Below are 23,425 nucleotides of genomic sequence, written 5' to 3'. Positions count from 1 at the left end.
GGCGCTGGCGGTGCGGCCGGCGGCGGCGCGGGCGGCACCGGTTCACCGGGCGGTGGCGGCGATGGCGGGGCCGGCCTCGCGTCGATCGGTGCGGGCGCAAGCATCACCAACACCGGTTCCATCACCGGCGGGGCGGGTGGCGTCGGCGGCGCCAACAGCAACGGCGGGCCGAGCGGTGCCAACGGCGTGGGCGGCGCCGGGGTGACGGGCGCCAACCTCGCGCTGACCAATGGCGGAACCATCTCGGGTGGCCTGGGCGGCGACGGCGTCACCCGCGCCGCGGCGGTCGCGTTCACGGGCGGCACCAACAGCCTCACGCTGAACACCGGCTCGTCGATGACGGGCGCGATTTCGATCGGCGCGGGCGCGACCGCCAGCGTCGTCGCGGGGGCCGGGGGCCTCAGCGTCAGCAACGCCCTGCTGCTGGGCGGCACGGGCACCGTCGACACCAACGGGAACGACCTGGCGTGGACAGGCGCGATCTCCGGCTCCGCCGATCTCGTGAAGGCCGGCGCGGGCGTGCTGACGCTGAGCGGTACCGACACCCACGCGGGCGCGACCAACGTCGCGGCGGGCACGCTGCGCGCCGGCGCCGCCAACGTGCTCAGCAGCGCGAGCCCCTTCACCGTGGCCGCCGGCGCGACGCTCGACCTGGCCGGCAACAGCCAGACCATCGCGTCGATGACCCACGGCGGCACGGTGTCGCTGGTCGGTGCGGTACCCGGCACCACGCTCACCGTCGCCGGTCCCTGGGTAGGCAACGGCGGCACGCTGCGACTGGGTACCGCGCTGGGCGGCAGCGCGAGCGCGAGCGACCGGCTCATCCTGAGCGGCGCCACCGCCGTCGCCAGCGGCACGACCCACGTGCAGATCACCAACCTGGGCGGCCTGGGCGCACTCACCACGGGCAACGGCATCGAAGTGATCAGCGCCATCAACGGCGCGACCACCACCGCGCAGACCAACAAGAGCGCGTTCGCGCTGGCCGGCACGCACGTCGATGCGGGCGCCTACGAGTACCGGCTGCATGCGGCCGACGCCACCGGCGCGGGCGAGAACTGGTACCTGCGGTCGACCGCGGCGCCCGTGACGCCTGTCCCGCCCGTCACGCCGCCTGCCGGCGGTGGCGGCTCGGGCACTGGCGGCACCGGCGGCGTGCCCGTGCTCGCCGTGCCCACCTACCGCGCCGAAGTACCGATGTACGCCGCGCTGCCCGAGCAGCTGCGCCAGTCCAGCTTCGCGATGCTCGGCAACAGGCGCCTGCGCATGGGCGAGGACCTTGTAGCGGGCGCGAACCCGGCCAAGCCGACGCAGGGCTACCGCGAGGCCTGGGGCCGCATCATCAGCACCGACCGCACCATCGCGCAGGGCGGCACCGTGAGCCCCACGAGCAAGGGGCGCCTCACGGGCTTCCAGGCCGGCACCGACCTGTGGGCCAACCCCGATTGGCGTGTGGGCGTGTACGTCGGCCAGCTCGACGGCGACATGCGCGTGAACGGCTTTGCCAGCGGCCTGGCAAACCGCGCGGTGGGCGCCAACAACCAGAAGAGCGAATACTTGGGGGCCTATGCCACCTGGAAGCACGGCAGCGGCGTGTACGTCGACGGCGTTTTGCAGGCCGGCCGCCACCGCTACACCGCCATGCCCACGCTGGGCTTCTCCAGGGGCGGCAAGGGCAACAGCGTGTTGGCGTCCATCGAGGTGGGGCAGTCGATTGCCATTGCGCAGCACTGGACCGTCGAGCCGCAGGTGCAGCTGGTGCACCAGCGGGTGAGCCTGGGCGACACGGGCATCTCCGGCGCCCTCGTGCAGCAGAAGAGCCACAACGGTTGGCGGGCACGCGCCGGCGTGCGCGTGAAGGGCGAGTTCGTCACCAGCGCCGGGCTGTTGCAGCCCTATGCGCGGGTCAATTTCTACCGCAACAGCAGCGGTACCGACGTCACCCGTTTTGTCGGCCCGGCCGGTGTCGCGGACATCGCGACGCGCACCGGCGGCCACAGCACCGAGCTGGCGGTCGGGGCCACGCTGCAGGTGGCCGAGAACACGAGCGTGTATGCGGAGGTGGGCAAGCTGTGGTCGGGCTCCGGCGGCGATGCACGCATCAAGAGCGGGGTGAACGCGAGCGTCGGCGTGAAGATTCGCTGGTGATCTCGCGAAGGGGCGCCGTGCGACGTCAGGCCCCGCCTGATGGCATCGCTTCTCCGGCGTGATTGGAGATGCTCAGGCCTGCACCGCAGCCGACAACTGCCGCAGCATGGCCGCCTGCCGTGCTTCTTCAGCGTCGCGCAGGCTCTTCGCGGCGCGTGCCGCGACGTAGGTGACGTACAGGGTTTCCACGGCCCGTGCCCACTCGTGCGCCTTCTGCGACACGCCTTCCGCCTTCACCGGCGAGCCCGTGGCCATCGGCGTGGACTGGTCGTCGGCCGGGCGGGTGGGCACATCGACGCCGGCCTTCCCGAGGATCACGGCTTTCTGAAGGATGGTGAGCATGGCGGACCTCTCTTTTTTTCTTGTTCAAGATTAACGACGCCCTTCGCGGGCTGCCATTCGTCAGATGACGTATCCGCCCCTGAATTCAAGATGAACTTTCGGCTGACATGGGGTTTGTCGGGAGGCCGGAAGCAGGGCCTACACGAAGCGCCATCAGCCGTTCGCGATGTCCCTTCGGTTCCTTGGATGTAAATAATATTTGTTTTCATTCTCAATACAATTGATGCTGATCAGTTGGTACGCAACAACAACGCACCCGAGAGCGGCCCTGTTTTTCCTGCCGTTTCCCGTGGAGTTTTTGCATGTTGTTCTCGCATCGCGGCCTTCGGTCGCGTCCGTCCTTGCTGGCGCTGGCCGCCGCTTCTCTCTTTTCCCCCGCCCTGTTCGCTCAGACGCCCGCTGAGCAGGAACTGCGCGAGGTCGTCGTCAGCGCCACCGGCTTCGAGCAGGAACTCAAGGACGCGCCCGCGTCCATTTCGGTCATCACGCGCCAGGAGCTGGAAACGCGCCAGTTCCGCGACCTGGCCGAAGCGCTGCAGAACGTCGAAGGCATCGACGTCGGCGGCGGCACCGGCAAGACCGGGGGCCTGGACATCTCGATCCGCGGCATGCCCAGCGACTACACGCTGATCCTCATCGACGGCCGGCGCCAGAACGTGGCCGGCGACGTGACGCCCAACGGCTTCGGCGCCGCGCACACCAGCTTCATGCCGCCGCTGGCGGCCATCGAGCGCATCGAGGTCATCCGCGGCCCGATGTCGACGCTGTACGGCTCCGATGCCATGGGCGGCGTGGTCAACATCATCACGCGCAAGGTGGCGCGCGAATGGGGTGGCCAGGTCACGATGGAAACCGGCATTCCGCAGGACAGTGAGTGGGGCTCGCAGACGCGCTCCAGCGTGTACCTGAGCGGCCCCGTGGCCACCGACCTGCTGGGCCTGACCCTGCGCGGCAACATCTACCGCCGCGAGGCGGCCGACTGGGTGCTGGCACCGGGCCAGGCGCAGCCTGCGACCGCCCGCAACCCCGCGCCCGCCGAAAGCCGCCAGCACAGCGTGGGCGGCCGCCTGATGCTCACGCCCAACCGCCAGCACGACATTTGGCTCGACGTGGAATCCGGCCGCACCTGGTACGACAACGAAGACGGTCGCCTGGGCACGCGCGACGCGGCCGCGCCCAACCGCACCGGCAACAACCCGCCGGGCTATGCCGACGCGCTGCGCTTCAACCGCGACCAGGTCGCCATCGGCCACACCGGACGCCTGGGCTTCGGCACGGTGGAAAGCAGCCTGATGCACACCACCACCGAGACCGTCGGCCGCACGATCCCCGGCGGCGCCATTCCGCGCAATGCCGCGGCCCGCCGCACCGTGTACTGGTTGAACGAAGCCGATCGCGGCCGCGCGCGCGAACTCAAGACCACCAACCTCGTGCTCGACAGCAAGCTGGTCGCGCCGGTGGGCGACGCCCACGTGCTGACCGTCGGCGGCCAGTGGTGGGACGCCAAGCTGGTCGACGGCCTGCTGCCGCGCTCGCAGACGCAAACCATGTGGGCGCTGTTCGCGGAAGACGAATGGCGCCTCGCACCGGGCCTCACCGCCACGCTGGGCGGCCGCTACGACCACCACAGCGCCTTCGGCGGCCATGTGAGCCCGCGCGGCTACCTCGTCTGGGACGCGACGCCGCAGTGGACCTTCAAGGGCGGCGTCAGCAAGGGCTTCCGCGCGCCGCGCCTGAACCAGCTCATCGACGGCATCAGCGGCGTGAGCGGGCAGGGCGCCACGCTCAACATCGGCAACCCGAACCTCAAACCCGAGACCAGCACCAGCACCGAACTGTCGGCGCTGTTCAACAACCAGAAGGGCCTGACCGCCTCGGCGACCCTGTTCCACAACAAGGTGAAAGACAAGATCGCCAGCGGCGGCGACTGCAGCGTGTCGCGCATCTCCAGCTGCGTGGTCGACCCGACCGCGAACTACTCGGTCAACGTCGACCAGGCCAAGACCTGGGGCATGGAACTGAGCAGCCGCGTGCAATTGAGCAAGGCTTGGGGCCTGAAGGCGGGCTACACCTGGACCGACAGCGAAGTGATCGAGGGCGGCGTCAAGAACGGCAAGCTCGCCGACACCGCGCGGCACCTGCTGCATGCGCAAGTCGACTGGAACCCCAACGACAAGTGGCGCTTCTGGCTGCGCGGCGAATACCGCGGCAAGAGCCCGCGCTTCACGGGCGACCCGGCGCGCCTGACGGGCAACAACCTGGCGATCTACCGTGCGGTGGGCGACATCAAGGCCTACCACCTGTTCCACCTCGGCGGCTCCTACCAGGTGTCGAAGAACGTGCGCCTGAACGCCAATGTGAACAACCTGTTCAACAAGGACTTCCGCAAGTTCCAGCAGGTGAACCTGGCCGGCACCTCGGCCTGGGTCAACGAGTACTTCCAGGGCGGTGCGTCGGTGGCAGGCACCACGCCGGCCGGACGCACCATCTGGCTGTCCGCGAATGTGACCTTCTAGGCTCGCCCCCAGGCTTCGCGCACTTCGTGTCGCTTCGCCAACCCCCTACCGGGGGCGACACCTGCAGCCCGGCAAAGCCGGTTCTGCGGTGTCTCGCGACCGGATCGCGCCGGTATCAAGCCGTGCGGTCCGCTGCCTGCTGAGGTGTTTCGAGCGCGCGCCACACCAGCGTTGCGGCGGTCAGGTCTTCCAGCGCGCTGCCCACGGCCTTGAACACCGTGCGCTCGGCGTCGCCGGTGCGCCCGGGCCGCGCGCCACGGCACAGCTCGGCGAGCGTGCCCTGCACCGCGTCGGCGCGTAACGTGCCGGCCGCGATCGCATCGAGCAGATCGCCGGCCTTTTGCAAGGCCTCGGGCGTGTCGATGAAGGTGCGTGCGTTCGCGAAGCACTGAACATCGGCCTCGCGCATCGCCGGCGTGAAACTGCCGATCAGGTCCAGGTGCGCGCCCGGCGCGAGCCATTCGCCGCGCACCAGCGGCGCGGTCGCCAGCGTGGCGCAACTCACGATGTCGGCGTTGCGCACGGCCGCTTCGAGGTCGGTGCCGGCCGCCTGCGCATTCCATCCGTCGGCGCGCCACTGCGCGGCCAGCGCCTCGGCGCCTTCGGGCCGGTGGTTCCACACCCACACCTCGTCGATGGGGCGCACGGTGGCGTGCGCGGCGGGCAGCATGCGCGCGATACGGCCGGTGCCCAGCACCAGCAGCTTGCGCGCACCGGTGCGCGCCAGAAATGAAGCGCCCAGCGCCGCCGCGGCCGCCGTGCGTCGCGCAGTGATCTCGTTGCCGTCCATCATCGCCAGCGGCACGCCGGTGCGCGCGTTGTACAGCACGTAGGTCGCGTGCAGCCCGGGCAGGCCGCGCGCGCCGTTGCCCGGGAAGATGTTGATCGTCTTGATGCCGAGAAAGCCGGCATCGCTCCACGCCGGCATGATCAGCACCGTGCCGCGCGTGGCCGCGTCGCCGCCGGTCTCGATGCTGTGCACATGGCGCGGCGGCACCTGCGCCTCGGCCGCGAAGGCGGCGCGCAGTGCGGGCACGAGCCGCTCGAAGCTCAGGGGTGCGCCGGTGGCGGCTTCGTCGAAGTGTTTCATGGGCGGGAGGGGAGCGTCGATGCGCTCTCGAAGAAGCGGGTGAGGGTCTGCTGATAGATGGTGCCGAAGCGCGGCGCGGACATCGGCTCGAGGTGGCCGGCGCCCGGCACCTCGATCAGCTGCTTGGGTTCCTTCGCCTCGGCCAGCAGGCGCTGCGAGTGGCCGTGGGGAATCACCGCATCGGCCGTGCCGTGGATCAGCAGCAGCGGAATCGGCGCGATGGCCGCCACATACTTCGAAGCTGCATAGTCGTTGCCCACCAGCAGGCCGGCGCCGGGCAGCTTGTCGTTGGCGATCGCGCTGTACGAGTAGAAGGTCGACTCGATCGCCACCGCCTTCACCCCGGTCCGATTGCCCGACCCGACAGCGGCGATCGCATTCGTGCCGCCCAGGCTCTGCCCGAAGACGAACAGCCGTGACGCATCGACATCCGCGCGGGCGCGCACGTGGTCGAGCGCGGCGTTCGAATCCTCGAACACGCCCTTCGGTTCGGGCTTGCCTTCCGATTCGCCATAGCCGCGGTAGTCGAACACGAAGACGTTGTAGTCCTGCCTGGGCAGCCACGCCACGAAGCGCCAGTGGCTGCTCATGTTCTGCGCGTTGCCGTGGAAATGCACCACGGTGCCCTTGGCCACCTTCGGGTCCGGCCGGCCTGCGGCGGGAATGAACCAACCGTTCAGCCGCGTGCCGTCGGCGCTGGTGAAACGCACGCTCTCGTAGCGCAGGCCCAGCGCGTCGGGCGTCTCGTAGCGCACGCGGTCAGGGTAATAGAACATCGACTGGACGCAGCCGCCGAGCAGGAAGAGGGGGAGGGCGAGCAGTGGGAACTTCCACCACGGGCGGGTTGAGACGGTGTTGCGGGTCATGTGCAGGCTCATCACATGCCGGAGGCGGCAGGCAACGGAAAGACATCCATGTCCACCCATCGCCCCGACGCGTTCTCGATGAGCGTCACTTCCGTGCAGCGTGCCTGCACAGGCCCCGCTGCGAGCAGGCGGGCTTGCAGCTCGATGGCAGCTTCTTCGGCATGCAATGCATTGCCGTGCGCCACCGACAGATGCGGAATGATGTCGTCATGCGCGCCGTCGTACGGAGGGAACTCGGGAAACTCCTTCACCAGCGCACGCGTCATCTCGATGAACGGCGCGGCGGGCTCCGGCGCCAGGTAGGCGGTCTCGGGAAAGCGCCCGACCTTGCCGAGCGAGAAGGAGAACGACGCCGTGCGTTGCAGCACGCGCTGCGCGCGGGCGAGCACGTCATCGGTGATCCGCGCGGGGTCCATGAAGGGCACGAGCAGCGTGATGTGCGCGGGCACGCCGAGTGCCACGGTGGGATCGAAACGGCGGCGAAGGTCTGCGGCGATGGCTTCGGCCGCGGGGACCTTCACGGCGAAGGCGGAGATGGGCATCGGGCGGAGGATAGCCCACGCCTTCAAGGGCGCACATCGGTCGAAACGCGTGCCCAGTCCAGCCCCATCTTGCCCAGGTACTTGCGCAGCCGGTCCGCATCGTTCACCACGCTGCGCTGCGTCCGCGAGGCCTGGAACAACTGCCGCCCCGCGTCCGACAGGGTGCGCGACTGGCGGCACACGCGCACCACCGCTTCGAGCTGCAGGCGATCGAAGAGGTCGAGCCCGGCGAACTTCTCTTCGCCGAGCAGGGCCTCCAGGTCGACGTCGTCGCCTGTTGCAGCTGCAGTGCCCGTGCCCTCGTGCTTCCACAGCCAGCGCAGCCGCGCGATCTCCGCTTCGACCAGCGCGACGGCGATGCGCCCGCCGTCAGCCAGCGTCGCGAGCCGTGTCACGCTCGCCGAGAGGTCGCGGAAGTTGCCGCGCCAGATCGCCTCGCTGCTTTGCGCAAAGCGCAGGTAGGTCGTGCGCGCTTCGGCGTTGAAGCGCACCACGCGGTGGTTCTCGGCGGCGTGCAGGGCCAGCAGGTGGTCAAGGTTGGGCTCTATGTCCTCGGGCCGTTGCGCGAGGCCGGGCAGGTCGTAGGTCCAGAGGTTGATGCGCGCGAACAGGTCTTCGCGAAAGCGCCCCTGCGCCACGTCGCGTCGCAGGTCGCGGTTCGTGCCGGCGATCAGTTGGAAGTCGCTCTCCACTTCCTTGTCGGCGCCGACAGGGAAGAAGCGCTTTTCCTCGATGGCCTTGAGCAGCATCGCCTGCTCATCGAGGCCGAGTTCGCCGATCTCGTCGAGGAACAGCGCGCCCTGGTGCGCGGCGCGCAGCAGTCCCGCACGGTCGCTCGCCGCCCCGGTGAACGAGCCCTTCTTGTGCCCGAACAGCGTGGAGGCCGCGCCGTCGCCGCGCAGCGTGGCGCAGTTCACTTCGACGAACGGCCCCGTCACCTGGTGGCGCGCCTGCTTCAGTTCGAACATGCGGCGCGCGAGGAAAGACTTGCCCGCGCCTGTCGGCCCCACCAGCAGGATCGGCGCGCGCGAGCGCACCGCCACGCGCTCGATCTCGTCGATGAGCGCGTTGAAGCGCGCATTGCGCGTGGCGATGCCGCTCTTCAGGAACGCCACCGCGTCGCGCTGGTCGGCGTCGAAGCGGCGCGCGATCGGGTCGTAGCGCGACAGGTCGAGGTCGATCAGCGCGACCTTGCCCGCGTCGCCCTGGCGCTGCTTGCGCGGCGGCGAGGTCTGGGCCAGCACGCCCGGCACCACGCGCGACTCCGACAGCAGGAACATGCAGATCTGCGCGACGTGCGTGCCGGTGGTGATGTGCGTCCAGTACTGCTCGCGCTCGGGCTGGAAAGGGTAGGCGCGCGCCCAGTCGTACAGGCGCGTGTAGACCTCGCCGAAGTCCCAGGGGTCTTCGAGATCGAAGGGCACGAGGTTGACGGTGGTTTCGGGCGACACCGCGGCGATGTCGGCCTTCACCACCTCGGCCAGCGCCGTGTGCTTGCGCGTGTGCAGCAGCTCGATGCGCGCGACCACCATGTCGTCGTGCTGCGCGAGCGAGACGGTGGGGCGCCACTTGTTCCAGCGGCCCGCGCCCTGGCCGGCGTCGAGCTGGGTGCCGAGGAAACCGATGACGACGATGGGCTTCATGGATAAAAGGCTAGCTGAATTTCTAGAAATTATCTGAATGCTAGCAAGGGATGGTCGCCGTGTCACATGCAGAGAAGAAGAAATTTCCCTTTCTGGTCAATGACTTGCATCGCCGTCTCCAGGTTTTCTGCCGGGCTGCCAGCAAGTTGGCACGCTCGCTGCAATAGAGAAAGTGTCCGGATGCAGTTCATCCGCTCCCAGGTGCCGCATCACAGCGGCCCGGTGCCGCAGGCCAGACCTGTTCTTGGGTCCGCGGTATGCCGCTGGTGAGCTGCTTTGGTCACTGGACTTGTTCCAGTCTGCTCATGGTCGAGCACCGTGCTCACACACGGCGTGGCGGGTTCGATTCCCGCAAACAACCATCGGCGGTGTTCGCACCGTCGCTTTGATGGGGGCGAAAGCCCCACCGCCCCGGCACACCGGAGCGAGGCGCAGGGCAGGGCCCGGCCGAGCGACACCGTGCCAGTGCAGGCGGCTTGCGCATCGCGTGTTCTGCAAGGAACCGCATGCAGCCATCGACGCGGAAGGAGGCGATGGCGCAGCCCGAGCGGCGGCGCCATCGCACCGGCTCCGTCGACCGCTGCAGGGCTGACCTTGCAAGCCACGGTGCCCGCCGTCTGCCCTTCGTGGGCCCCTATACGCAGTGACGCAACGCAGACAAACAACGAACGACAACCGAAACGAAGAAGAAAAGAGAGGAAGAAAAATGCTGGGATTCAACCAATTCACCGTGAAGAAGAACGAACGCGTGCTGCTGCTGCGCAACGGCGATTTCGACGGGCTGTATGCCGCCGGCAAGCACCGCGTGTTCACCGGCTTCGACACCGTGCAGCTCGAACGCTTCTCGCTGGCGGAGCCGGCCTTCGACCACGAACTGGCCGACTACTTCCTGGCGCGCGAGCCGGAGCTGGTGCAGCGCGAGTTCGTGCAGGTGTCGCTGGGCGAGACCGAGGTCGGCCTGCGCCATGAAGACGGCGTGCTGGTGCAGATCCTGCCGCCCGCCACCCGCAAGCTCTACTGGCGCGGCCTGCGCGAGCAGCGCGTCGACGTGATCGACGTGGCCGCCGATGCACGCCTGCCGGCCGAGCTGCTGGCCAAGCTGCAGAGCGTGGCGCTGCGTCCGCGCGCGGTGCAGGGGCTCGAAGGCGCGCTGCTGGTGCAGGTGCCCGAGTTCCATGCCGGCGTGCTGACCCTCGAAGGCCAGATGCAGGCGCTGCTGCCGCCGGGCAACCACGGCTTCTGGCGCTTCAACCGGCAGGTGGCGGTGACCAGCGTGGATCTGCGTTCGCAGATCGCCGAAGTGAGCGGCCAGGAGATCCTGACCCGCGACAAGGTGGGGCTGCGGCTGAACCTGTCGGCGGTGTGGCGCTTCTCCGATGTGCGGCAGGCCCTGGCGCAGATGCCCAAGCCGGCCGAGCATGTGTACCGCGAGTTGCAGTTCGGCCTGCGCGCGGCGGTGGGCGAGCAGACGCTCGACGCACTGCTGGAGAACAAGTCGGCCATCGACCAGACGGTGCTGGCGCAGGTGCGTGAGCGGCTCGAAGGGTCGGGCGTGGTGCTGGAGAGCGTGGGCGTGAAGGACATCATCCTGCCGGGCGAGATGAAGACCATCCTCGCGCAGGTGGTGGAGGCCGAGAAGTCGGCCCAGGCCAACGTGATCCGCCGCCGCGAGGAAACCGCGGCCACGCGCTCGCTGCTGAACACCGCGAAGGTGATGGAGGGCAACCCCGTCGCCTTGCGCATGAAGGAACTCGAGACGCTGGAACGCGTGGCCGAGCGCATCGACAAGATCTCGGTGGTCGGCGGCCTGGACCAGGTGCTCAACGGACTCGTGACGCTGCGGCCGAACGGTTCCTGAGCGATAGATGGACAGAAGAGACAAGAGAGACACGGGCACGCAGGCACAGAAGGGAGCGCCACTGCCAAAAATGTTTGAAATTGCCGGCAGCCTGGGTAAGACCAGGTACGGCGGGCAAGTCGGTTGACGAGCAAGGTTGAGGATGCAGGTGCTGGCTCCGATGACGGGTCTGTCACTGGCGCGCGTTTCCAATCGTCGACTGGGCCATCGGACTCAAGCACCATGGTCGCCGTATTGATGCGGGTTCGAATCCCGCCGTGTCCACCAAATGCGCGTGAAGAATAGACAGACGAAGAGAGAAAGAGAGAGGAACGAAAAATGACGAACTACAAACTGCATGAAGTCGCCAACGGCGTCCCCGTGAAGATGTGGACGAACGGCGTCCCCGTGGAAGACGAGGCGCAGAAGCAGCTCGAGAACGCCGCGCGCCTGCCGATCGTGTTCAAGCACATCGCGGCCATGCCCGACGTGCACTACGGCATCGGCGCGACCGTGGGCTCGGTGATCCCGACCTTCAAGGCCATCATCCCTGCCGCCGTCGGCGTGGACATCGGCTGCGGAATGATGGCCTGCAAGACCACGCTCAACGCGCGCGACCTGCCCGACAACCTGGGCCCGCTGCGCTCGGCGATCGAGAAGGCCGTGCCGCACGGCTCGAACCCCAAGCGCATGGGCCGCGACAAGGGATCGTGGGAAACCCCGCCCGACGAAACCGACGCGGCCTGGGCCAAGCTGGTGGACGAGTTCGAACTGATCTGCGAGGACTACCCGCGCATCAAGAACACGAACAACCACAAGCACCTGGGAACGCTGGGTACCGGCAACCACTTCATCGAGGTGTGCCTGGACGAAGCGGGCGCCGTGTGGTTCATGCTGCACTCGGGTTCGCGTGGCGTGGGAAATGCCATCGGCACGCACTTCATCGAACTCGCGAAGAAGGACGCGCAGCTGCACCAGCGCAACCTGCCCGACCAGGACCTGGCGTACTTCGAGGAAGGCGCCAAGTACTTCGGCGACTACGTGCGCGCGGTGGGCTGGGCCCAGAAGTTCGCACGTGCGAACCGCGAAGTGATGATGCAGCGCGTGGTCGCGGCCGCGCGCAAGGTCATCGCCAAGCCGTTCGAGGCGCATGTGGAAGCGGTGAACTGCCACCACAACTACGTGAGCCGCGAGACGCACTTCGGCGAAGACGTGCTCGTGACCCGCAAGGGCGCGGTGAGCGCGAAGGCCGGCGAGCTGGGGATCATCCCCGGCAGCATGGGCGCCAAGAGCTACATCGTGCGCGGCAAGGGCAACTCCGAGAGCTTCATGAGCTGCAGCCACGGCGCCGGTCGAAAGATGAGCCGGACGAAGGCGAAAAAGCTCTTCACCATCGCCGACCAGATCGCCGCGACCGAAGGTGTCGAGTGCCGCAAGGACGCCGACGTGATCGACGAAATCCCGATGGCCTACAAGGACATCGACGCGGTGATGGAGGCGCAGAAGGACCTGGTGGAGGTGGTTTACACGCTCAAGCAGGTGGTGTGTGTGAAGGGGTGAGTATGGAAAGCGAAGCTTTGGTGCAGGCGTATCAGTTCATGATTGAGGATCGCTACTCCAGGGTCACGCATGGCCCGCAGATAGAGGGGTATCACGCATACGATCTTTGCGAGGATGGCGACTCTGTCGAGTTCAAAGTGCCATTCATTGATCGCCAGATCAGGAGCGACCTGAGAGAGCTCATCAATTGCCAGAATCGATGGGTTGGAGAGCTAAAGAAGTGGTGTGCATGGAATCGAGTGCTCCGAGAGTACGGTCCCGAGGAGCAATGGGACTTGCGCATTGAGTTTGTCGATTCCGTTGCTCGCGGCTGCATGTTGGAGCCGAGTGCGATGCGCGATCGCGTGCTTCGGGCTTTGAACTTTGCGTTGCATCACGCCAGCATGAGCGTGAATACCGGCTATCTGGATTCTCTGGGCAGCGATAAAGCAGATCGAGCCCTTCTCTCGGCAGGTAAAGTGCCGCGTAGTAGGTATCTTTCTCGCGATCGGCAAACCAAACAAGCAATCGATTTCGTACAGAGATGGCCGGAGGCGGAGGGGGTATTGAACTTGCTGGAGTGCATTGACGACGACGCATATCGTCAAGATTCGATGGACTACAGAAATGTATCGAGTCACAGCATTGCGCCGCACTTTGAAAGGGGAATAGTTCCCTATGTGGTTCGCACTGTGACCCTGCGACCGGGTGTCTCATATGGTTTTGGTGATCGGCCGCCGCTTCGGCATATCGAAGCGTTCTCTGCAAATCGTCTGCAACTATCAGCCATGCGCAGCCTGCTCGTAGCGTACGAATCGCTACTTCTTCAAGTCTTTGAACGTGTGAGGGAGCGAAGGCTTCAGTAGACGGCGCGGTCTGGAGATGAAATTCTGCTGGGTATGCCTGGTTTGAAGGAGGCAGAAGATGAAAAGCAACAAGCAACGCCGCGCCGAGATCAAGGCGCATCGCCTCGAACGTGCCGCGCGCGCCGTGGCTTTGCTGCAGCGGCAACAAGTCGATGCCGGCCTGCTGCGCGCTGACGGCATGGTCGTGGCCGACACGGCTTTGCTCGCCGCGCACAACAACACCTACGGCCCGCTGCCCACTTTCTACGTCGACAAGGCGTTCACCTGCCGCGACTGCGGCGCGCAAGAGGTGTGGACGGCCAAGCAGCAGAAGTGGTGGTACGAGGTGGCGCTCGGCAGCATCCACGGCACGGCGGTGCGCTGTCGCGCTTGCCGGCTTGGAACGCCGCGAACACGAACGACGTCAACAACAAACGACTGAAAAAAGAAAGACGCGTCCCGATGACGGAAGCACAACAAGAACAACGAGAACAACGAGAACAAGGAGCTGTCGAACTCGACGGCTCCCAAGGCGAAGGCGGCGGCCAGATCCTGCGCACCGGCCTCGCACTGTCGATGATCACCGGTCGCCCGCTGACCATCGCGAAGATCCGCGCGGGTCGCGCCAAGCCGGGCTTGATGCGCCAGCACCTGGCGTGCGTGCATGCGGCTGCCGAGATCAGCGGTGCGCAGGTCGACGGTGCCGAGCTGGGCTCGCAATCGCTGCGTTTCGTGCCGGGGCCGGTGCGCGCGGGCGACTACCGTTTCGCGATTGCCGGTGCTGGCAGCTGCATGCTGGTGCTGCAGACCGTGCTGCCGCCGCTGTTGCTGCAACCCGCGGGCCAAGTGAGCCGGCTGCGGCTGAGCGGCGGCACGCACAACCCGATGGCGCCGCCGTTCCATTTCCTGGAGCGTGCGTTCGCGCCGCTGGTGCGTCGTCTTGGCGGCGACCTGCAGCTCACGCTGCGCCGCTGCGGCTTCTATCCGGCCGGCGGTGGCGAGGTCGACGCGACGATCGTGCCGGCGGCGGAAGGCTCGCAGCTGCAGGCCTTCGACCTGCTGTCGCGTGGCGAACTGCGCGACGGCCATGCGGAGTGCCTGGCGCCCGGCCTGCCGCGCCATGTGGCGGCGCGCGAACTCGAGACGGTGGGCGCGGCGATGGGCTGGTCGGCACACGCCGAGCAGCTGCGCACGTTGCCGGCGCGTCAGAACGAGGGCCCAGGCAACGCGCTGCTGGTGACGCTGGCCTACGCGCACCTCACCGAGGTGTTCACGGCCTTCGGCGAGAAGACGCTGAGCGCGGAGCAGGTGGCGCACGGCCTCGTGAAGGAGGTGCGCGCGTTCCAGAAGCACGAAGACGCCGCGGTGGGGCCGCATCTGGCCGACCAGCTCGCGCTGCTGCTGGCGCTGGCGGTGTTCCGGCAACCGGGGCAGTCGGGCGCGTTCACCTGCAGCGAAGTGACGCCGCACACGCGCACGAACTGCGCGGTCATCGAGCGCTTCCTGCCGGTGCGCTTCACGATCACCGAAGCTGCAGGCCCGCGCGCGGCGCGGGTGCAGGTGGCGTTGTGATTACAGGCCGGCCTGGCGCGTGAATTCGCGGGCTTGCGTGGGAATCACGCTGCCGACGAAGGCTTCGCGCTTCAGGTTCTGGCCCGGCGCGTGGGCCGTTGCCACGGCCTGGCTGCGCACGGTGGCGCGGTCCACCGACGAGGCCAGTACGGGGGCCACGCTGGCCGACACGGCGTCGCTGTATTCGTTGCCGGCGCGGGCAGCGGCGACGGCTTCGGTGCGCACGTCGGCGCGGCTGGCGGCCGAGGTGATGGCGTGCACGCCTTCATAGGTTTCGGCGTGGGCCGCACCGGCGGTGCCCAGCAGGGCGAAGGCGGCGGCGGAAATGGCGAGGAGTTGCTTGCTGTTCATGACGGAATTTCCCTTGAGGCTGTGGGCGGCGGACAGTCGTCGTTGCCACAGGCTGCAGTGTGAAACCGCATGACGGAAGGCGCTGTGCGTTTGCGCACCGAATCCGGCAGATGGTGCTCAGGCCGTTCAGGCTGCTTGTGCAGCGCGTGAATACATCACGGGCAGCGGCTCGGAGCGCCCGCGCACGTTCAGCGTGTCGACCGGCCCCAGTGCTTCTTCGGCACCGGCTTGCTGCGCCGCGAACTGCGAGACCACCAGCCGCGCCGAGGCGGTCTTGGAATGGTCCTGCAGGCGGCTCGCAGTGTTGACCACCTCGCCGATGGCGGTGAAGGTGGTGGTCTCGAGATAGCCGACCTCGCCCACGGCCGCGCGCCCGGCGTGAAGGCCCATGCCGAAGTCCAGGTGCTGGCCGAACTGGGCCTGGAAGTCGACGTTCCACGCGTCCATGCGCTCGCCGATGAGTTCGGTGGCGCGCAGCGCTTGCTTGCAGGCGGTGGGCAGGTCGGTCTCGAGGCCGAAGATGGCCATCACGCTGTCCCCGATGAACTGGTTGGGCACGCCGCCGCTTTCGCGCACGGCGGCGCCCACGATGGCGAAGTAGCGGTCGAGCACGTAGGCGAGGTCGAAGGGCCACTGCCGCTCCGAGAGGCCCGACCAGCGCCGCAGGTCGACGAACAGGATCGCCACGTCGCGCTCGTGCCCGAAGCGGCCGACCGGCGGAGGTCGACCCTCGCGCGACAGCGGCGCGAACAGCGGTGTCACTTCGATGTTGCCGCGCGGACGCAACTGGCAGGCCAGCCGCACGTCGTGCGGGGCGCGCACGCGTTCGAGCGTGCGCTGCTCGTCGCGGCCCGGCGTGCCGATGTGTTCGGCCGCGCCGGCCACGCGCACGCGGCAGGTGGAGCAGCGCGCACGTCCGCCGCAGATCGACACGTGCGCGATGCCATGCGAGCGGCTGGCCTCGAGCACGCTCCAGCCGGGCGGCACGTGCACGGTGCGGTCGGGATAACGCAGCGAGACGAGATCGCCTCGCGCGCGTCGAGCCCACCAGCTGCGCGCCGCGTAGGCCACAAGCAGGGCCAGCAGCGCCAGCGCGTAGTAGAGCTTGAGGTCGGATTCGGCGGCGTTGAGTGCGCGGCCCTGCTCGGGCGTCGGCAGCGTGGTGGGCGGCACGCCGGTCCACTGGAACTCGCGCCCCATCGAGACGAAGCCCATCGCGGCCGTCACCGGCAGCAGCACGGCCACGGCCAGCAGCGGCGCGGCGAGCCGCCGGTAGAGGGGCTGCATGCGCAGCGCGAAGTGCAGGCCCAGGCAGCCGTGGGCCCAGGCAGCGAGCATCATGCCAAGCTGCGCGCTTGCGCCGGCCAGGTCCCAGAGGCCCCAGACCACGCGCACGTACGAGCCCTCGATGCCGTAGGCCAGCCAGGCGCCACGCATCGCGGTCAGGTGGGTGGCCAGCATCAGCGGCAGGGCGAAGCCCAGCAGCACGCGCAGGGCTTCGAGCGGTGGCATGCGCAGCGTGCGGCGCTCCCACAGCGCGGCCACGGCCAGCACCAGGTGCGTGGCGGCGGCGCCGTACAGCAGCAGCGTGCCCGGCAGGCTGTGCCAGAACTTCTGCACGCCGCGCAGCACGGTCTCGGCCGTGGCGAACGAAACGATGCCCAGCGAATGGTTCAACAGGTGCGCCGTGATATAGGCCATCAGCACCAATCCGCTCGTCCAGCGCAGGTTGCGCCGCGTGGGCGTCCTCGTCAAAAACGGGAGATGGCGGGAACGTCTGTCCATGAACGGGTTCGAAGCGGCACCCGAGCATAATGCGCGCGCCCCAATGACCACCGGCATGGCCCTACCCGAACCCACCCCCCGCTCCAGCCTTGCGCTGCGCCGCATCGCGCTGCTGGAGGGGCTGTCCGACGACCGTTTCGACGGCCTGGCCCGCCAGTGCCTGTGGCACAGCGTGGCGGCCGGCAAGCCGCTGATGCTGCGCGCCGACCTGCAGGGCGAGGTGTTCCTGCTGGTCTCCGGACGCGTGCGGGTGACGACCTACGCGGCCAACGGCCGGCAGGTGACCTTCCGCGATTCCGAGGCCGGCGCGCATTTCGGCGACATCGCCGCCCTCGACGGCGGGCCGCGCTCGGCCGACGTGGTCACGCTCGAACCCTGCGTGGTCGCCAGCCTGGACCGCGCCGCTTTCCTGGCGCTGCTGCGCGAGGAGCCGCTGGTCGCCGAGCGGGTGATGCAGCAACTGGCCGCGCTGGTGCGGCAACTGTCGGAGCGCGTGATCGACCTGAGCACCCTCGGCGTGCAGAACCGCCTGCATGCCGAGCTGCTGCGCCTGGCGCGCGCGGCGGGCATCGACGGCAACGAAGCCCGCCTGGAGCCCGCGCCCAAGCACGCGGCGCTGGCCAGCCAGATCAGCACCAACCGCGAGCAGGTGACCCGCGAACTCAACACGCTGGTGCGCGGCGGCGTGCTGCGCAAGGACGGCAAGGCGCTGGTCGTGGCCGACGCCGAGCGGCTGGCGCAGATGGTGTCGCAGGTGCGCGGCGACTAGGGCCTGTTCACACTATTTCTGGCAGACCTTCCCTTCGGGTTGGCCGGTAAAGGGGCCGTCTGCGGCGTTGCCCGCGCTTGCAAGGCATCAGCCTTGCTGCGCACAGGCGCCTTGCAGCCAGCCCCTTTGCCGGCCAACGCGACGCCAGAAATAGTGTGAACAGGCCCTAATCCGGCTGGCCGATCAGTTCCAGCGGCCGTTCGGGCCGGCGACGCTGAGGCGACCGGCACCCATCAGCGCCACGCTCAGCGCGCCGAACAGGTACAGGCCCTGCAGCTCCAGCGCCCAGCCACCCTGCTTGGTCAGCGCGAACAGGTCGGCCATGTGCACGAGGCCGAGGGCCACGAGCATGTTGATCACGACCACGGCGGCTGCGGCGCGGGTCCAGACGCCCGCGATCATCAGCAGCGGCGCGACGATCTCGCCCACGAACACGAGGTAGGCCAACCCGCCCGGCAGTCCGGCCTTGGCCAGCATGCCGCCGATGAAGCCGACACCGGCCGAGAGCTTGAAGATGCCGTGCAGCAGCATCAGCACGCCCACGGACACGCGCAGCACCAGCTTGCCGGCGTCGTCGCGGGCGGCCGGCGTGGCAAGGAACGACGAAGAGGAAGACGCCGAAGCGGCGGAGGCGATGGGGGCAGCCCGGGTGTTCATGGCGGATCCTTGAGAGGAAAGAAAGGAGGGCCGCCGCGGATTGCGGCGGTTGCCATCGCAGTGTGCGGACCCGGGCGGGGGCGGTCGGTGCGTTTACGCACACTTTTCGGCGGTTGGGTTCGCCTCCCGGCTTCAGTCGCCCTTGTAGCCCGAGGCCCTGATCACCGGGAGCCAGCGCGCGGCCAGCCCGTCGGTGTAGCGCACGACCTCTTCGCTCGACGCGCCGGGCAGCAGGTCGTAGCCCACGCGACCCAGCTTCTCGCGCACATCCGGCATGGCCAGCACCTTGCGCATTGCCTGGTTCCACTGTGCGATGGTGGCGGGGGCGGTGCTGGCGTGGGCGTAGAGCACGTAGCGCGAAGAGGCCACCAGCGTCGGGTAGCCCGACTCGGCAAAGGTCGGCACATCGGGCAGGCCGTCGGCGCGCTTGTCGCCGGCCACGGCCAGCACGCGCAGCTTGCCCGCACGGTGGTACTCGGTGAGCGTGGTGGTGGCGTCCATGCCCGAGGCCACCTGACCACCGATCAGCTCGGTGACCATGGCGGCGCCGCCGCGGTAGGGCACCAGGGTGGCACCGCTGCGCGACAGGGCCACGAAGTCCATGGCCAGGAAGTGCAGCAGCGAGCCCACGGTGGTGATGCCGATGGAGCCCTGGTCGGGGTTCGCCTTGGCGGCCTGGACGAACTGGGCCAGCGTCTTCACCGGCGAGGCGGCGCTCACGGCCAGGCCGAACTGGATGCCGCTCACGTCGGTCACGGGCTTGAAGTCGGTCGCCGGGTTGAAGCGCATGTTGGCGTAGATCGCGGGGCCGATGAACATCGGATCGACCGGTGCGAGCAGCATGCTGGTGCCGTCGGCGGGGGCGTTCTTCAGCACCTCGGCGGCCAGGCGCGTGCCGGCGCCCGGGCGGTTGTCGACCACGAGGGTGCGTCCCAGCAGGTCCTTGAGTTTTTCCGACAGCAGCCGGCCCATGAAGTCGGCTGGGCCACCGGGCGGGAAGGGCACGATCAGCCGCGTGACGGCCTGCGCATTCGTACCGTGCGGCAGCAGGCTGCCCACGCCTGCGGCTGCCGCGGCGAGCATGAGGTGGCGCCGCGAGAGCGTTGGGCTGATGGGGAGGCGGGAGGAAGGGGTCATCGAAAGTCTCCGGATGGTTGAAGTTGTGGGAACAGGGAAAGAGAGATCACCGCGCGACGAGTGGCGTGAAGCAGGCCGCGTCTTCGAGCACCTGGCCGGCTTCCAGCAACAGGTCTTCGCGGAAGCGCCAGGCGAGCAGTTGCACGCCGATGGGCGCACCGCCGGCCACGCCCGTTGGCACCGCGAGGCCGGGCATGCCCAGCGCGGCGGTCGCGAGCAGCGGGCTCTGCGCATCGATGAGTGCGCGGGCGCGCGCCAGGCTCGCAATGTCCTCGTCCTGCGGACAAGGGCGCTGCCACGACACGGGCATCAGCACCAGTGGGTGGGTCTGCATGAAGACCGACCAGCTGCGCAGCAGCGCCTGGCGACGCGCGAGTGCATCGAGAAAGCCGTCGCGGTCGGTCTCGGCCAGGCCTTCGAGCATGTAGCGCTGGCTGCGCCGCATGATGTCGTCGCCGTGCTGCTCGACGCCCGCGATGATGTTGCGGCGGCTGTCGTCCACGGTCAGGGTGCGCCACAGGGCTGCGGCTTCGTTGAAGAAGGGCAGCTCTGCTTCGTCGACCTCGTAGCCCGCCTGCTGCAGCCAGCGCGCGGCGGCGTCCAGGGCCTGCGTGACGGCCGGGTCCACCGGAATGCCCGGCGTGCGCTTGAACAGCGCCACGCGGATCGGGCCGGTGGGGCGCGGCAGTTCGTGCGGCATGGGCACCCAATTCGGGTCGCGTGCGTCGGGACGGGCCATGGCCTCGTAGCCCAGGCGCAGGTCTGCAATGCTGCGCGCCAGCGGCCCTTGCACCGACATGAGCTGCGGCGTGATGCCGCGCTCGCTCGTCGCGCTCGGGTTGAAGGCCGGCACCCGGCCGGCCGTGGGGCGCAGGCCGGCCACGCCGCAGGCATAGGCGGGGTAGCGGATCGAGCCGCCGATGTCGTTGCCGTGCGCCAGCGCACCCATGCCGCCGGCCACGGCCGCTGCCGCGCCGCCGCTGGAGCCGCCGGGGGTGACGGCCGCGTCCCACGGGTTCAGCGTGCGGCCGTGCACGCCGTTGTCGGTGAACCAGCGCGATGAATACGTCGCCGTGTTGCTGCGCCCCACGATGACGGCGCCAGCACTGCGCCAGTGCGCCACCACCGGCGCGTCTTCGCGGGCGATGTGGTCTTTCAGCGGAATCACGCCGTTGGTGGTGGCGTGGCCGGCCTGGTCCACGTTGACCTTGATGCTGACCGGCACACCGTGCAGCGGCCCGAGCGCTTCGCCGCGCAGCGTGCGTGCGTCGGCGGCGTCGGCACTGGCCATTGCCTCGTCGGCCAGCACCTCGGCCAGGGCATTGATGCGCGGATTGAGTTCGGCGATGCGCGCGAGCACGCTGGCCGTCACTTCGCGGCAGGACACCTCGCGGCGGCGCACGGCGGCGGCGATGTCGGCAGCGCTGCGCTGCCAGAGCGCGGGGGATGAGGCGGGGGATGAGGTCATGGGCGGTTTCAAGGAAGTTCGGGCAAAGCAGACCCCGCACCCCGGCGCAACCGGGGTGAAGGCAAAGAAGAGCTGGAGAAAGGGGCGGTCGCGGCGCGTGGATCGGCGCGCGCCGCGCGGGCGTCAGCCGGTCGGTTTCTTCATGAGCAGGCTGCCGCGGTCGACGCGGGCTTCGGCCTCCAGGGCCAGGGCTTCGGCGTGCTCCATGTGCACGCGCATGACTTCGCGTGCGCGCACGGGGTCGCGGGCGCGCAGTGCGTCGAGCAGTTCGGTGTGGCTGTCCACGATTTCCTCGTCGAACTGATCGAACTCGGTGAGCGCGTTGCGCACGATGATCACGCGGCGGATCACGTCGTTGAGCAGGCGGCAGACCAGGGCGAGAAAGGGGCTGCTGCAGGCTTCGGCCAGACGGTCATGGAACAGCAGGTCGGCCTCGCGGCGTTCGTTCCAGTCGGCGCTGCCGCCGTGCGCCGGGTGGCTGTGGCCGATCAGCGCCTGCAGCGCAGCCAGGTCGTCTTCGCTCAGGCGCGTGGCCACGTTGGCAGCCAGTTCGGGCTCGACCACGCGGCGCAGCGCGTACAGCATGGCGATGTCGACCGGTTGGAAGTACAGGAAGTTCGACACCGCCTGCAGGCACTGCTCGTACGAGGCCTGCGTGAGCGTGGCGCCGCCGTTGGGGCCGGTGCTGATCGCCACCAGCCCCTGCACCTGCAGCGCGGCCAAGGCCTCGCGCACTGTGCCGCGCGACACGCCGAGCTGCTCGATCAGTTCCTTTTCCTGCGGCAGCTTGTTGCCGACCTGCTGTTGGGTCTGCACGACCCAGCGCTTGATGTTGTCGACCACCTGGTCGGAACGCTTCACGCGCTTGTCGCGCGTGAGCGAGGGCTTGGGTTGGGTTGGGGGCATCTGTGTTTCGGTTATTTATGATCATAAATGTCATAAATCTCAAAAACACTGTCAAGCGGGTTGTCCCGCGAGGCCCTGGTCGGATGGAGCCGCCGGCAGGAAGTCGGGCTTCCTGCTACGCTCCCGCACGGCCCGCCGGCACCTGGCGGGCTTTTTTCTGCGCAGCTGGTTTCCCCATGGTCTTTCCTCTCATCACCGACCCCTCGTTCTACGCGGTCGCCGTTCCCGCCGTGCTGCTGCTGGGCATCAGCAAGAGCGGCTTCGGCGCGGGCTTCGGCTCGCTGGCCGTGCCGATGATGGCGCTGGCTGTCACCGTGCCGCAGGCGGCGGCCATCCTGATGCCGCTGCTGCTGCTGATGGACCTGCTCGGTCTGGCCGCGTTTCGGCGCGACTTCGACCGCTCGCTGCTCAAGTTCCTGATTCCCTTCGGGCTCGTGGGTACGGTCATCGGCACGCTGCTGTTTCGCGTGCTCTCGGCCCACACGGTGGCGGGCATCGTGGGGGTGTTCACGCTGGTGTTCCTCGCGCAGCGCCTGGTGTTTCCGCCCAAGCCGGACGATCCGCTGCCTTCGCGCTGGGTGGGCGCGGTGCTCACGGCGATGTCGGGCTTCACCAGCTTCATCGCGCACGCGGGCGGCCCGCCGATCAATGCCTACGTGATTCCGCTGCGGCTCAAGCCGGTGGTGTTCACGGCGACGATGGCTTACTTTTTCTTCGTGGTGAATCTCAGCAAGTGGATTCCCTACGCGTGGCTCGGCCTGCTGGACATGCGCAACTTCGCGACCTCGCTGGTGCTGATGCCGCTGGCGCCGCTGGGCGTGTGGATCGGCATCCGCATTGCACGCCGCATCGATGCGACGTGGTTCTATCGCTTTGTCTATCTGGGCATGTTCCTCACTGGCGTCAAGCTCGTCTACGACGGATTTATTGGCTAACCCCCAGGCTTCGCGCACTGCGTGTCGCTGTGCCACCCCCCTTGCAGGGGGCAACACCAGCGGCCCGGCAAAGCCGGTTCCGCGGTGTTCCGCGAAGGGTCAGAACTCCACGATGGATTTGAAGCCGCCGAAGATCATCCGCTTGCCGTCGAACGGCAGGTTCTTCAGGTCCATCATCGCGTCCAGGCGCGGGTCTGCGAAGACCTTCTTGTTCACGGCGTCGCGGTGCTTGCGCGACTTGTAGGTGATCCACGAGAAGGCCACGGTCTCGTCGGCCTTGAGCTTCACGCTTTGCGGGAACGAGGTGAGCTTGCCGGGCTTCACGTCGTCGGCGATGCACTCCACGTACTCGAGCGCGCCGTGCTCCATCCAGATCTTTCCTGACTTGCGCGAGAGCTTGCGGTAGGCCTCGACGTTCTTGGTGGGAATGGCGACGATGAATCCGTCCACATAACGAGCCATGTCTGTTCTCCTGAA

Annotated in this window: 21 protein-coding genes; 9 read left to right on the top strand and 12 right to left on the bottom strand. The window is 68.1% G+C overall.

What is annotated here, in order from left to right; translation table 11 throughout:
• A partial coding sequence (locus tag D3H34_RS24105; protein WP_119556766.1) for an autotransporter family protein occupies positions 1 to 2,148 on the top strand: 2,148 nt, incomplete at its 5' end.
• Between the two features lie 72 nt (positions 2,149 to 2,220).
• Here D3H34_RS24105 and D3H34_RS24100 read toward each other — a convergent pair.
• The gene (locus D3H34_RS24100; protein ID WP_119556765.1) at positions 2,221 to 2,490 is read right to left on the bottom strand and encodes a hypothetical protein; all 270 of its coding nucleotides are present in this window, start codon (positions 2,488 to 2,490) and stop codon (positions 2,221 to 2,223) included.
• Positions 2,491 to 2,792: 302 nt separating this feature from the next.
• Here D3H34_RS24100 and D3H34_RS24095 point away from each other — a divergent pair, with 302 nt between their 5' ends.
• The gene (locus D3H34_RS24095) at positions 2,793 to 5,006 is read left to right on the top strand and encodes a TonB-dependent receptor domain-containing protein (protein ID WP_119556764.1); all 2,214 of its coding nucleotides are present in this window, start codon (positions 2,793 to 2,795) and stop codon (positions 5,004 to 5,006) included.
• A gap of 115 nt (positions 5,007 to 5,121) precedes the next feature.
• Here the strand turns inward: D3H34_RS24095 and lhpI are convergent, their stop codons facing one another.
• Genes lhpI through rtcR form a run of 4 tightly spaced genes read right to left on the bottom strand, consistent with a single transcriptional unit; the run spans position 5,122 to position 9,147 of the window.
• Positions 5,122 to 6,096 carry a bifunctional Delta(1)-pyrroline-2-carboxylate/Delta(1)-piperideine-2-carboxylate reductase gene (lhpI, locus tag D3H34_RS24090; RefSeq protein ID WP_119556763.1) on the bottom strand — a complete coding sequence of 325 codons (975 nt, stop codon included), beginning with the start codon at positions 6,094 to 6,096 and terminating at the stop codon, positions 5,122 to 5,124.
• Entirely contained in the window at positions 6,093 to 6,962 is an 870-nt protein-coding gene (locus tag D3H34_RS24085; protein WP_119556769.1) for an alpha/beta hydrolase, read from the bottom strand. Before D3H34_RS24085 ends, lhpI begins: the two co-directional genes overlap by 4 nt.
• Positions 6,963 to 6,973: 11 nt before the next feature.
• On the bottom strand, positions 6,974 to 7,504 hold the full coding sequence (locus tag D3H34_RS24080; protein ID WP_119556762.1) for a 2'-5' RNA ligase family protein: 531 nt from the start codon (positions 7,502 to 7,504) through the stop codon (positions 6,974 to 6,976).
• Between the two features lie 23 nt (positions 7,505 to 7,527).
• Entirely contained in the window at positions 7,528 to 9,147 is a 1,620-nt protein-coding gene (gene rtcR / locus D3H34_RS24075) for an RNA repair transcriptional activator RtcR (RefSeq protein WP_119556761.1), read from the bottom strand.
• A 706-nt stretch (positions 9,148 to 9,853) separates the two neighbouring features.
• On the opposite strand from rtcR, the gene D3H34_RS24070 reads away from it, so the two are divergent.
• The 5 genes from D3H34_RS24070 (at position 9,854) to rtcA (ending at position 14,940) form a co-directional block, all read left to right on the top strand.
• Positions 9,854 to 11,005, top strand: a complete 1,152-nt coding sequence (locus D3H34_RS24070) for a slipin family protein (protein ID WP_119556760.1) — start codon at positions 9,854 to 9,856, stop codon at positions 11,003 to 11,005.
• A 318-nt stretch (positions 11,006 to 11,323) separates the two neighbouring features.
• The gene (locus tag D3H34_RS24065; RefSeq protein WP_119556759.1) at positions 11,324 to 12,544 is read left to right on the top strand and encodes an RtcB family protein; all 1,221 of its coding nucleotides are present in this window, start codon (positions 11,324 to 11,326) and stop codon (positions 12,542 to 12,544) included.
• Positions 12,545 to 12,546: 2 nt separating this feature from the next.
• Positions 12,547 to 13,389: a hypothetical protein gene (locus D3H34_RS34030; protein ID WP_147400480.1), complete on the top strand. Its 843-nt coding sequence runs from the start codon at positions 12,547 to 12,549 to the stop codon at positions 13,387 to 13,389.
• Positions 13,390 to 13,447: 58 nt separating this feature from the next.
• Positions 13,448 to 13,810, top strand: a complete 363-nt coding sequence (locus tag D3H34_RS24060) for a zinc-ribbon domain-containing protein (protein WP_119556758.1) — start codon at positions 13,448 to 13,450, stop codon at positions 13,808 to 13,810.
• A 20-nt stretch (positions 13,811 to 13,830) separates the two neighbouring features.
• A complete protein-coding gene (gene rtcA / locus D3H34_RS24055) occupies positions 13,831 to 14,940 on the top strand; it encodes an RNA 3'-terminal phosphate cyclase (RefSeq protein ID WP_119556757.1) in 1,110 nt (369 codons plus the stop codon).
• On the opposite strand, the gene D3H34_RS24050 is transcribed toward rtcA, so the two are convergent.
• Both D3H34_RS24050 and D3H34_RS24045 read right to left on the bottom strand, forming a co-directional pair.
• The gene (locus D3H34_RS24050) at positions 14,941 to 15,291 is read right to left on the bottom strand and encodes an alpha/beta hydrolase (protein WP_119556756.1); all 351 of its coding nucleotides are present in this window, start codon (positions 15,289 to 15,291) and stop codon (positions 14,941 to 14,943) included.
• Positions 15,292 to 15,417: 126 nt separating this feature from the next.
• Complete coding sequence (locus D3H34_RS24045; RefSeq protein WP_119556755.1) at positions 15,418 to 17,076, bottom strand: adenylate/guanylate cyclase domain-containing protein; 1,659 nt, start codon at positions 17,074 to 17,076, stop codon at positions 15,418 to 15,420.
• Between the two features lie 55 nt (positions 17,077 to 17,131).
• Between D3H34_RS24045 and D3H34_RS24040 the strand changes: the two genes are divergently transcribed.
• Positions 17,132 to 17,845, top strand: coding sequence for a Crp/Fnr family transcriptional regulator (locus tag D3H34_RS24040; protein ID WP_286186168.1), 714 nt, complete (start codon positions 17,132 to 17,134; stop codon positions 17,843 to 17,845).
• Positions 17,846 to 18,028: 183 nt separating this feature from the next.
• On the opposite strand, the gene D3H34_RS24035 is transcribed toward D3H34_RS24040, so the two are convergent.
• The 4 genes from D3H34_RS24035 to D3H34_RS24020 all read right to left on the bottom strand — a co-directional run bounded on the left by D3H34_RS24035 (position 18,029) and on the right by D3H34_RS24020 (position 22,013).
• Positions 18,029 to 18,502: a DoxX family protein gene (locus D3H34_RS24035; protein ID WP_119556753.1), complete on the bottom strand. Its 474-nt coding sequence runs from the start codon at positions 18,500 to 18,502 to the stop codon at positions 18,029 to 18,031.
• Positions 18,503 to 18,634: 132 nt separating this feature from the next.
• On the bottom strand, positions 18,635 to 19,639 hold the full coding sequence (locus D3H34_RS24030) for a Bug family tripartite tricarboxylate transporter substrate binding protein (RefSeq protein WP_119556752.1): 1,005 nt from the start codon (positions 19,637 to 19,639) through the stop codon (positions 18,635 to 18,637).
• A 46-nt stretch (positions 19,640 to 19,685) separates the two neighbouring features.
• Positions 19,686 to 21,107, bottom strand: a complete 1,422-nt coding sequence (locus D3H34_RS24025) for an amidase family protein (protein WP_119556751.1) — start codon at positions 21,105 to 21,107, stop codon at positions 19,686 to 19,688.
• Between the two features lie 123 nt (positions 21,108 to 21,230).
• A complete protein-coding gene (locus D3H34_RS24020) occupies positions 21,231 to 22,013 on the bottom strand; it encodes a FadR/GntR family transcriptional regulator (protein WP_119556750.1) in 783 nt (260 codons plus the stop codon).
• A gap of 176 nt (positions 22,014 to 22,189) precedes the next feature.
• On the opposite strand from D3H34_RS24020, the gene D3H34_RS24015 reads away from it, so the two are divergent.
• Complete coding sequence (locus D3H34_RS24015; RefSeq protein WP_119556749.1) at positions 22,190 to 22,948, top strand: sulfite exporter TauE/SafE family protein; 759 nt, start codon at positions 22,190 to 22,192, stop codon at positions 22,946 to 22,948.
• 99 nt (positions 22,949 to 23,047) lie between these two features.
• On the opposite strand, the gene D3H34_RS24010 is transcribed toward D3H34_RS24015, so the two are convergent.
• Complete coding sequence (locus tag D3H34_RS24010) at positions 23,048 to 23,410, bottom strand: DUF1428 domain-containing protein (protein WP_119556748.1); 363 nt, start codon at positions 23,408 to 23,410, stop codon at positions 23,048 to 23,050.
• Between the last annotated feature and the right edge of the window lie 15 nt (positions 23,411 to 23,425).

The organism is Acidovorax cavernicola (assembly GCF_003581445.1).
The sequence above is the reverse complement of the archived record's forward strand: the minus strand, read 5'-3'. Positions and strand labels throughout refer to the sequence as shown.